10 protein-coding genes are annotated in these 11291 nt (G+C 36.9%); all 10 read left to right on the top strand.

Annotated elements, in window-relative coordinates:
- Window positions 1-593 (top strand): homoserine kinase (gene thrB / locus WBM70_RS07870; protein ID WP_424557954.1); only part of this gene is annotated, 593 nt, incomplete at its 5' end.
- A gap of 35 nt (window positions 594-628) precedes the next feature.
- A complete protein-coding gene (locus WBM70_RS07865) occupies window positions 629-883 on the top strand; it encodes a DUF448 domain-containing protein (RefSeq protein WP_424557953.1) in 255 nt (84 codons plus the stop codon).
- 30 nt (window positions 884-913) lie between these two features.
- Window positions 914-3577: a translation initiation factor IF-2 gene (gene infB / locus WBM70_RS07860; protein WP_424557952.1), complete on the top strand. Its 2664-nt coding sequence runs from the start codon at window positions 914-916 to the stop codon at window positions 3575-3577.
- A 1-nt stretch (window position 3578) separates the two neighbouring features.
- Window positions 3579-3962, top strand: coding sequence for a 30S ribosome-binding factor RbfA (gene rbfA, locus WBM70_RS07855; protein ID WP_424557951.1), 384 nt, complete (start codon window positions 3579-3581; stop codon window positions 3960-3962).
- Window positions 3952-4383: a ribosome maturation factor RimP gene (gene rimP, locus WBM70_RS07850; RefSeq protein ID WP_424557950.1), complete on the top strand. Its 432-nt coding sequence runs from the start codon at window positions 3952-3954 to the stop codon at window positions 4381-4383. The genes rbfA and rimP overlap by 11 nt, the downstream gene beginning before the upstream one ends.
- Window positions 4384-4414: 31 nt before the next feature.
- Window positions 4415-5407, top strand: a complete 993-nt coding sequence (gene ribD / locus WBM70_RS07845) for a bifunctional diaminohydroxyphosphoribosylaminopyrimidine deaminase/5-amino-6-(5-phosphoribosylamino)uracil reductase RibD (protein WP_424557949.1) — start codon at window positions 4415-4417, stop codon at window positions 5405-5407.
- A complete protein-coding gene (gene ubiE / locus WBM70_RS07840) occupies window positions 5397-6134 on the top strand; it encodes a bifunctional demethylmenaquinone methyltransferase/2-methoxy-6-polyprenyl-1,4-benzoquinol methylase UbiE (protein ID WP_424557948.1) in 738 nt (245 codons plus the stop codon). Before ribD ends, ubiE begins: the two co-directional genes overlap by 11 nt.
- A gap of 23 nt (window positions 6135-6157) precedes the next feature.
- Window positions 6158-7408, top strand: a complete 1251-nt coding sequence (xseA, locus tag WBM70_RS07835) for an exodeoxyribonuclease VII large subunit (protein ID WP_424557947.1) — start codon at window positions 6158-6160, stop codon at window positions 7406-7408.
- Window positions 7409-7459: 51 nt separating this feature from the next.
- Window positions 7460-9277 (top strand): putative bifunctional diguanylate cyclase/phosphodiesterase, encoded by a 1818-nt coding sequence (locus tag WBM70_RS07830; protein ID WP_424557946.1) that lies wholly within the window; start codon window positions 7460-7462, stop codon window positions 9275-9277.
- A gap of 81 nt (window positions 9278-9358) precedes the next feature.
- Window positions 9359-11191: an EAL domain-containing protein gene (locus WBM70_RS07825; RefSeq protein ID WP_424557945.1), complete on the top strand. Its 1833-nt coding sequence runs from the start codon at window positions 9359-9361 to the stop codon at window positions 11189-11191.
- The last annotated feature ends 100 nt before the right edge of the window (window positions 11192-11291 follow it).

Below are 11291 nucleotides of genomic sequence, written 5' to 3'. Positions count from 1 at the left end.
TTGCTGCCTTGAGTGGGGCATATACAGCAGCAGGTAAAAAATACAATAAAAGAGAGATACTCAACCATGCACTGCGATATGAACATCATCCGGATAATATCACTCCGGCAGTGATGGGAGGCTTTAATGTTGCCTGTGTAGAAGGTGACAGGGTTTATAGTAAAAAAAGACGTATGCCTGATTATTTAAGGGCTGTAGTAGTTGTACCAAACCGTACTATCTCCACGGCTAAATCTCGTACGGTTCTGCCTAAAATGTATAGAAAAGAGGAAACAGTGTATTCACTTTCACGGTCCTCTTATATGACAGCACTTTTTATGAGTGAGTCTTGGGATCTGTTGCGTATAGCCTCTAAAGATAAATTACATCAGGCAAGACGTATGAAGATGATGCCAGAATTGTTTGATGTACAGAAACTCGCACTTAAAAATGGAGCACTTATGAGTACACTCTCCGGTTCAGGCTCTACATTTTTTAATCTTGCATATGATAAAGATGCAGATAAAATGGCACAAGCATTGCGATCACGTTTCCCTCAATTCAGGGTTTTTATTCTCTCTTTAGACAATAATGGTGTCATCACCAAAAGTTAAGCAGTACGCTTAATCTCTTTTTAGGTATAATACGCATGAAAAAATCACAGCCAACACGTATGTGCATCGCTTGCCGAAGTAGACATCCTCAAAACACTTTGATTCGATTTAAACAAGAGGATAAAGAGGTAGTAGCATTTGATGGTAAGGGAAGAAGTTTTTACCTATGTGATATGTGTGTGAGTAATGAAAAAAAAATCAATGGCTTAGTGAAGCGTTTTAAACAAAATAAAGAACGATTTACTAAGCTATTGAAAGAGTTGACCACGGATGTCAACGCATGCAACTAGTTTGCATTATATTAAAGGAGTTAATCAATAATGGATAAAGTTAAAATCCAAGAAATAGCAGATGAAGCAGGATTGTCGAATGCAGATCTGCTAGATAAAGCCAAAGAGTTAGGTTTTGATGTTAAAGCAGCCAATAGTACTATCAGTATGGAAAATGCAGGTATTCTAGTAGATTATGCAATTAGCGGAACATTACCAAAAGGGTTTAATAAGCCTGGTAGCAAACCTAAAATCACGGTCGTTAAGAAAAAAGCAGAAGAGAAACAAGCAGAAACTCCAAAAGCAGAAGCTCCAGAAGTAGAAACTCCTCCTACTGAAGAAAAAGAAGTTGAAAGCAATACAGAGACTCCAGAAGTAGTAGAAGAGAAGAGTGTTGAAGCAACGAAATCAGAAGTGACTGAAGAGATCGTTGAAACAAAACCTGTACCTAAAGAGGCAAAAAAACGTAAAGGGATCTCTGTCGTCAGTAAGACAACAGAACCTGAAACACCTGCTGTTGAAGATAGACCAAAAAGAAAAACACTTTCTCGTGGTGGTATCAAAATCGTTAGAAAAGCGAAACCAGCACCTGTAAGAGCCGGAACTAAGATCTCTATGGGTGAACAAACACCCTATGTGGCAAAAAAGAAACCTAAGAAAGTAGCAGAAGCGAGAGATACTGGTACTAAAATAGATATCTTTAACCATGATAGTATGAGTGGTGATATAGACAGTGGTTTTGGTGGAGAAGAAGTCGTACTTTTAGATTTTTCAGATAAGAATATCTATGAAGACATGATGCGCCAAGAGCAAAAACGTAAAGAAGAGGCGAAGAAAAGAGAAGCTGCAAGTGGAGGACCGACCAAAGGCAGAAATATGTTCCAGCCTCAACAAAAACGTTCACTTAAACGTGGTGGTAAACGTAAGAAGTATGAAAAAGTAGAAAATACAGAAGTGGTTACTTCTGTCGAGATCCCTGAAAATGTTAGGGTTTATGAGTTTGCTGAAAAAGTAAACCGCTCTGTAGGTGAAGTTGTCGGTGTACTTTTTGCACTTGGTATGATGGTAACAAAGAATGACTTTTTAAGTAAAGACGAAATCGAAATATTAGCTGAAGAGTTTGAAGTAGAAGTTACAACGGTGAACCCGCTTGATGAGCTTGATTATGCAGATGCTTATGATGCAGTTGAAGACGAAAATCTTGAAGAGAGACCCCCTGTTATTACTATTATGGGACATGTTGACCACGGTAAGACATCACTTCTTGACAGAATTCGTACTTCAAAAGTAGCAGACAAGGAAGCCGGTGGTATTACGCAACACGTAGGTGCCTACCAAGTAGAAAAAAATGGTAAAAAGATCACTTTTGTCGATACTCCAGGTCACGAAGCATTTACAGAAATGCGTTCACGTGGAGCACAGGCAACAGATATTGTTATTATTGTTGTTGCAGCAGATGATGGTGTAATGCCTCAAACCAAAGAGGCTATTGCCCATACTAAAGCTGCAGGTGTACCACTCATTGTTGCTATTAATAAAATGGATAAAGAGAGTGCAAACCCTGATAATGTGAAAGCTCAATTGTCAGAGATAGGTGTGATGGCTGCAGATTGGGGTGGAGAGTATGAATTCGTTCCAGTTTCTGCACACTCTGGGATGGGTATAGATGACTTACTTGAAACTATTCTTCTTCAGGCAGAAGTGATGGAACTACAAGCTGATCCAACTAGAGAAGCAAAAGCTGTTGTGGTTGAAAGTTCTCTTGAAAAAGGTTTTGGACCAGTTGCGAATGTGATCATTAAAAATGGTACATTGCGTGTTGGTGATAATGTGATCGTAGGTAAAACATATGGACGTATCAAGGCCATTAGATTGGATGACGGAAGTAATGTTAAAGAGATCGGACCAAGTACCCCAGCAGCCATCGTAGGACTTAATGAAGTACCTGGAGCAGGTGATGAACTTATCGTGATGGGTACAGATAAAGAAGTACGTGAATTGGCTGAAAAAAGAGCTGAATACGATAGAGCAAAACAACTTTCTAAGAGTACGAAAGCATCACTTGATGATCTTTCTGCGCTTATTGCAGAGGGTCAGCTCAAATCACTTCCTGTGATTATCAAAGCAGATGTTCAAGGTTCTCTTGAAGCGATCAAAGGCAGCTTAGAGAAGCTTAGAAATGAAGAAGTAAAAGTCAATATCATTCATGAAGGCGTGGGTGGAGTAACAGAGAGTGATCTTACACTTGCTGATGCATCTGAACATGCTGTCGTACTTGGATTTAACGTGCGTCCGACAGGTGCAGTGAAGAAGAAGTCAAAAGAGTTGGGTATAGAGATACGTTCTTACTCTATTATCTATGATCTTCTCGATGATGTAAAAGCACTTCTCGGTGGTATGATGAGTCCGGTCATTTCTGAAGAAGTTACTGGACAGGCAGATGTACGTGAGACATTTGTTGTTGGAAAAGTGGGTACGATTGCCGGATGTAAAGTTTCTGATGGTGCAATTACAAGAAACTCTAAAGCCAGACTTATCCGTGATGGTGTTGTGGTATATGAAAGTACGATCTCTTCACTTAAACGTTTCAACGAAGATGCAAGAGAAGTGAAGAACGGTTATGAGTGTGGTATCATGCTTGAAAACTTTAATGACATTAAAGAGGGTGATGTGATCGAGACCTTTAAAGATGTTGAAGAGCAAGTGACACTGTAAAATGACCCAAGAAGAGATCAAGCGGCATAGAGTAGAGTCAGTACTTAAAGAGATCATTCCTGAGGCACTGGGTAGTTTGGACGATGAACGCATCAACGGGCTTACTGTTACTGATGTGATCTGTTCAAAAGGAAGATCTGATGCCAAGGTTTATCTTGATACTTCATTTCTGAATGAAAAAGAGCAGAATGAAGCACTTCGACAGTTACGAACTGTCGCTGGATATATACAAAACCATTGCAAGCAAAGTGAAGGGTGGTTCAAGGCTCCACGTTTTACATTTGAATTTGATCATCAGTTAGAAAAAGTCAGTCGGATGGAAGATCTTTTTAAACAAATAGCGACTAGAAAGTCTAATGATGAGGAGTCAAAAGATGAATCTTGAAACACAAATAGCTAAAATCATAGAAGCCAGTGGTGCAGATTTATATGATATAGAAATAGTGACTGAATTTGAAGAGACAATTTTTCGTGTATTGGTGACCAAAGTGGGCGGTGTAGATCTTGAACTGTGTGCGAATATTTCTCATGAGCTCTCACCTTTTTTGGATGTTCACCCTCCTATGGCACAAAGATACCGTTTAGAAGTGAGTTCTCCTGGTATTGAGAGAAAACTTACAAAGCCTGTGCACTTTAAAAATGCCATCGGTGAAAAAGTGAAGCTCAAAATAACAGGTGGTGACAAACTTAAAGGGACTCTAAAAAGTGCCGACAATGATGGTATCGTTGTGGAAACAAAACAGGGTGATGAGAGCTTTGAGTATGGGGCACTAGGTACAGCAAAAACCTATTTTGACTGGAATTAGATTTAATTTTTAAAGTAAGGAGAAGTTGCTTATGAGAGACGAATTTTATATGCAACTTGCTCTAGACAAAGCTTGGGAATACCAAGGCTTAACCTATCCTAATCCTGCAGTAGGTGCAGTAGTTACGCTAAACGACAATATTTTAGCCATAGAAGCGCATCAGAAGGCAGGTACTTCACATGCTGAAGTTTTGGCTCTGCTTTCAGCCTACGAAACACTTTCAAATACATCTATAGACTTTGATCCTCAAGATGCTCAAAAAGCCCATGCTTTTCTTTTAGCACTCCCTAAAGATTTTTTCACTCAATGCACTATTTATGTGACACTTGAACCTTGTTCTCATGAAGGTAAAACACCTTCTTGTGCCTCTTTATTGCAGTCATTGACATTGTGTAAAGTAGTGATAGGTATACGAGACCCTATAGAGGGTCATGATGGGGGTATACAAAAGCTGGCAAATGCAAGTATAGGTGTGCTAGAAGAAGAATGTCAAGCCTTGATAGAGCCTTTTCTCATATGGCAAACAAGAGCTTTTGTTCTTTTCAAACTTGCACAGACAACCAATGGTCGTATCGGTGGTGGATATCTTAGTTCTAAGGCTTCTTTAACCCATGTACATCAGTTAAGAGAGGTTTGTGATACATTGCTCATAGGCGGTAATACAGTAAGAGAAGACAGGCCCACTTTGGATTGTAGATTTATTGAAGCCCAGGCACCCAATGTCAAGATCTATGCAAAAGAAGATAATTTTGATAGAGATATTCCATTGTTTAGGATTGAAAATAGAGATGTTGAGATCATCAATAGATTGGATTTTCTAGATGAACCCTCTTTTGTATTGGTAGAAGGTGGAGAGGGTATGCTGAATGCACTTAAAGAGAAGATAGACTGGATGCTCATTTACCAAACACCTAAGCTGTCTACGAATAATTTAACCTATAATACAACTATGAATTTACATTTTTTACATCAAAGTAAAAAAGATATAGATCTGATGATATGGAGCAAACAAATTGGGCATTGAAAAACTCACAGATAAACAAGAAAAACAAGAAAAAATTGTCACAATGTTTGATGATATTGCATCAACGTATGATTTAGCCAATAGAGTGTTAAGTATGGGGATCGATATTCAGTGGCGAAAAAAAGGTTGCGATAAAGCATTTGAAATACTAGATCAAAAAGAGTTAACTCAAATCACTGATGTCGCAACGGGTACAGGTGATCTACTTATTTATTGGAAAGAGCAGGCAGAGAAAAATGGTGTATCTATCAATAAGTATGTGGGAGTTGATCCCTCTGTAGGTATGCTTGAAGTAGCGAAAAAGAAAGTGGATTTTGCGCAGTTCATAGAAGGTAAAGCACAAGAACTGCCTATTGCGGATGAGAGTACGGATGTTATTTCTATCTCTTATGGTATACGTAATGTGGTAGACAGAGTAGAAGCATTAGAAGAATTTTACCGGGCATTAAAGCCCAATGGTATCGTAGTGATCTTGGAGTTTACAAAACAAGAAAGAGCAGGGGCTTTAGATAAAGTGGTTGACTTTGGTATGAAAAAAGTCTTACCTAGAATTGGTGGACTTATCTCTAAGAATTATGAAGCATATAAGTATCTTCCTGAGTCTATAGAAGAGTTCTTAACTACAGAGATGTTAGCCAAAGAGTTAGAAGAAGCAGGCTTTGAAATGAAATATACAAAATCCTTCTCTATGGGGATCTCTACACTTTTAGTGGCACAAAAAAAGTAAGAACAACATACTAAAGGAGTCTCATGTCACAATCTATGATGAGTGTCTCCTCACTCAATACAAAAATAAAATCACTGCTTGAAGCCACCTTTATGCATATTCTTGTTGAAGGGGAAGTCGCTTCAGTTACCTATCATACTTCAGGCCATATATACTTTTCCATAAAAGACAAAGAGAGCAGTATCAAATGTGTCATGTGGCGTTCGACTGTTTCGAAATTGAAATTTCGTCTAGAAAAAGGGATGCATATCGTTATAGAAGGGTCAGTAGGGGTATATACACCTAGAGGGGAGTATCAGTTCTATGCTGTACATATAGAACCCTATGGAAAGGGTGCCTTGGCATTGGCCTATGAACAGCTTAAAGAGCGTCTTAAAGCAAAAGGTTACTTTGATGCACAAAGAAAAAAAACGATCCCCAAACATATCAAAAAAATAGCTTTGGTCACAGCAAAAGAGAGTGCGGCTTTACATGATATGTTAAAGATCATTGAACAACGCTGGCCGTTACTTGAAGTCGTGATCGTAGATACTTTGGTACAGGGAGATCAGGCCGCTGTTCAAATAGCCAATGCCTTACACTATGCAGATGAATTAGCTGTGGATGTTGTTGTCGTGGGACGCGGTGGCGGAAGTGCAGAGGATCTATGGAGTTTTAACGAAGAAGTTGTAGCAGATGCTGTTTTTTCTATGCAAACACCGGTAGTCAGTGCAGTAGGACATGAAGTTGATATTATGATAAGTGACCTTGTGGCAGATCTGCGTGCACCAACACCTAGTGCTGCGATGGAGATGATACTCCCTGACATGCGAGAAATACTCTATACTTTAGTTGAGATCAGTGAACGTTTTAGCTATATGATGAATCAAAAATTACATCATCTGGTACGGGAACTTAAACATACAGAAGAGATATTGCTGCGAAGCTCACCGACTAGACAATTAAAAGAGACGCAAATAGAGTTTACCCGCTTAGAAGATGAATTTAAAAGGGTGATACGCTATAAATTAGAACGTTTTTCTTCTTCTTTACCTGAAATGTATAAAAACTATAGACAAAATATGCTCTTTATATTGGAACAAAAGAGCCAATATTTGGAGTATATAGGTAAAAAATTAACAATGAATGATCCTAAACTACAATGCCGTAAAGGATGGGGACAAATGTCTATAGAAGGCAAGAGCATAGAACTCAGTGCACTTGAAGTTGATCAGAAATTTGTGATCGAAGATGCCTCAACAAGAATAGAAGCTTTATGTTTAAGTAAAACATGAGTTTGAATGTTGGTATAATATAATCTAATTTAATACTTAGAAGGTTGCAATATGAATACCGTGTTGGAAAAATTTGGACATATTAGCAGTCAATTGACAGTAGAACAGTATATATTCATCTGTATCTTTGTTTTATTTATAATTTTCTTGCTTTATATTTATTCTCTTAGACAAACAAAAAAGAAACTACGGGTAACGCTTGACAATAATATCAAGGTCTTTCAAAAAGCATTTGATATCTCTGATGATGCGATCTTGATACTCTCAGATAAAAATCAAGTGGTATATGCCAATAATACTCTGGCCAGACTGCTGCAATTAAATCCTAATTTTTTATCGAAGATATTGAAGACGGAAGTACAGATAAAAGTAAAAAAGAATTGGATGGGGTTAGATACATTTATAGAAGAAAATCGTACAGGTCCTAAAGAGCAAGTGCGCTCTTACCCACGATCTATATTGAAAATATCAGCAAATGACGAAATACCCGTCAATGTGTACTTAGATACGGTAGTCATAGGAATGCCTGATGATATCTTATGTGATGTTGTCACGATACAGAATCTAAGTAAGGAGAAAGAACTCTCTAGTGCGCACTTTAGTCATCAACTTACCAATCTACCCAATCAATTGCAAGCCTATCATGATCTTCCGGCGTTTTTTTCCAAAGCGCATTTAGAAAAAAATAAATTGGCATTAATCCTGATGCATATCGATAATTTTTCAATGTTAAGATCTATTATTGGGCATGAACAAGCCAATGATGTACTCAAAAAGTTTGCGAACTATTTGCAGACAGTAAGTAGTGGTTTCAATATATCGGTTTATCATACCTTTGATAACCATTTTTTACTGACAGTGACCAACTTACATTCCATAGAAGAGGTAAGAACATTTGTAGAAGATATTCAAAAGAAATTGGCATCCTTTTATAAGATGGAAGATGTCAATTTACACTTAACTGTCTCAGCCGGCATAGGGATTTATCCTGACAGTGGAAACGTACGTAAATTACTTGATAATGCGTATAAAGCATTGTCTATGGCAGAAAAAGAGGGTGATGGTAAAATACATATATTCATACCTGAACAGTTCGATGCGAATTATGATGAATTAAGATTACACAGTGATATGCAAGGCGCATTGAACAATGGCGAGTTTGAAGTCTATTATCAACCTGTTATCAAAGTGAAAAATGAAGAGATAGTTGGAGCAGAAGCACTCATCCGTTGGAAACACCCTCAGTATGGACTGATCCCGCCAGATGTATTTATCTCTTTAATGGAAAAAACAGGCTTTATTATTAAGTTGGGACAATATGTACTTGATGAGGTACTTAAACAGCAAAAACGTTGGGAACTGTTTAAGTTCAAACAGGTTGAAGTTTCTATAAACGTATCAATGGTGGAGATCAATACAGGTGAATTTGTTCAACATGTAGAAAGAAAACTTGGAGAGCATCAGGTTGGTCCGGAACTTATTAAATTTGAAATTACAGAAGGTATAGCAATGCTCAATGAAGCAGAAACCGTCAAAGACTTTCTTGCGTTAAAAAAGTTGGGAGTAGGTATATCATTGGATGATTTTGGTACAGGATACACCTCCTTTGGGTATCTGAAAAAGTTTCCTGCAGATAATTTAAAAATTGACAAGAGCTTAGTTGATTATATCCTCACAAATGAAGAAGATCAAAGAATTGTGAAAGCGATCATAGAATTGGCACACACTATGGGCATGAAAATCGTTGTTGAAGGTATTGAAAATCGACAAATGGTTGATATGATAGCTTCTTTCGGGTGTGACTACATGCAAGGATATTATTTTTCGAAACCTTTACCAGTATTTGAATTTCAAAAACTGCTTAGATAGATGTTCAACTAAAATGTAAGTAAAACATAGATTTTATAATAAGGTATGATATAATGAAGTTCTCAATAACAAGGTGGTGGAATGCAGGTTGAAGTGGAGACATTTACGCAAAAAGTAAGTCAAGTAATACAAGAAGAATATGGATTAGTGTCTATATTGATCATAGCCATTTTAGTATCAATATATCTGTTTGTACTATTTTTAAAACAAAAAGAACAACTAAAGACTGCAGACAATACAGTTGAAATGTTTCAAAAAACATTTGATGTTTCCCAAGAACCTACTATCATCCTCTCCGATACAAATGAAATCTTGTATGCCAATCCTGCTATGGTTCAATTCTTTCAATTGAAACGTGATTTTCTTATACATAAACTGTCGCAAATGCCACAAGTAAAGATAAAAGAGAATTGGCAAGCATTGGATACAATGATCAAAGAAAATGAAAATCTGTTTAAAGAACAATGTCTCTCTTTTCTTCAAGTTCATATAAGACTTGAATATGAAGAAGGTATACCCATAAATTTACATATTCAGAGGACTTTACTTCAGTCTAAAGAAAGTAAATGGTGTAATATCATTTCTATACAAGACTTGCGTAAAGAGGAAGCTTTCGCTAAAAGTAAACATCTCCATCCGATCACTAAGATGCCAACAGAAATTCAGGCACTTCATGATGTGCCTGCACTTTATTCAAAGATACATTTACACAATACTAAAGTAGCACTTGTACTATTACATTTAGATAATCTTAATATGGTTAGAGCTATCGTGGGATATGAACAGTCCAATAAAATACTTATCAAATTTACAGAGTATTTGAGGAATATCGTGACAAACTTGGAAGTCTCTGCATATCATACTTTTGGTAACAATTTTTTATTGAGTATATCAAATATAAACTCGTCATTGGGTGTTATTTCTTTAGTTGAACAGATACAAGAACAAGTGGCATCCTTATATAAAATGAACGAAGTGAGATTGCATTTGACCATGTCGGCCGGTATCAGTATCTATCCTGACAGCGGTACATCCAGAAATCTGCTTGATAATACCTATAAAGCTCTCTTTGAAGCAGAAAAAAATGGAGAGGGTAGGATTCATATTTATATACCGGATCATGATAAAGAGGAATATGATGAGTTCTCTCTTCACAATGAAATGTACAGTGCAATGGAAAAGAATGAATTTGAAGTCTATTATCAGCCTGTGTATGATGCTAAAACAAATAAAATCGTATCAGCAGAAGCATTGGTTCGATGGGTACATCCGGAGCATGGTATTATCACACCTGATGTCTTTATCCCGCTTATGGAAAAAACAGGATTTATCATAGAGTTGGGACATTTTGTTTTAGAAGAGGTTTTAAAACAACAAAAACGTTGGGAACTATTTAAATTTGAACAGGTTGTTATATCGATCAATATTGCTTCGATAGAATTAAAAACAGAAACGTTTATAGAGAATGTAGAAAAGCAATTAGCATATCACAAAGTGTATCCGGAACTCATTTGTTTTGAGATCACTGAAAATGATCTAATGCCTAATGAAGGTAATTTGAAGAAATACTTTGCCAAATTAAAGAAATTGGGTGTAGGTATTACTCTGGATGATTTTGGGGCAGGGTATAACTCATTCTCTTATTTACAACAGTTTCCTGGGGATCTGTTAAAGATAGATAAAGCATTGGTGAATTCTATTGTAACGAATGATGAAAACCAAAGAGTTGTAAAAGCAATGGTTGAGTTAGGACATTCCTTAGGGATGAAAGTGGTAGTAGAGGGTATTGAAAACAAAAGGATGTCTGATCTTATGATCTCTTATGGGTGCGATTATCTACAAGGATATTATTTTTCAAAACCTGTTCCTGTGTTTGAATTTCAAAAATTATTATTTCTCAAAGAAGGTGTATAAATGGATAATATGATCGTAATGATTTTGAGTGTGGCTTTGATCATACTTATTTTAGGTTTTTTATGGGTCTTCAAGTCATCTAGAAAGCGCTACGTTAGTG

Source organism: Sulfurovum sp. (assembly GCF_049668085.1).
Taxonomy (GTDB): Bacteria; Campylobacterota; Campylobacteria; order Campylobacterales; family Sulfurovaceae; genus Sulfurovum.
The sequence above is the reverse complement of the archived record's forward strand: the minus strand, read 5'-3'. Positions and strand labels throughout refer to the sequence as shown.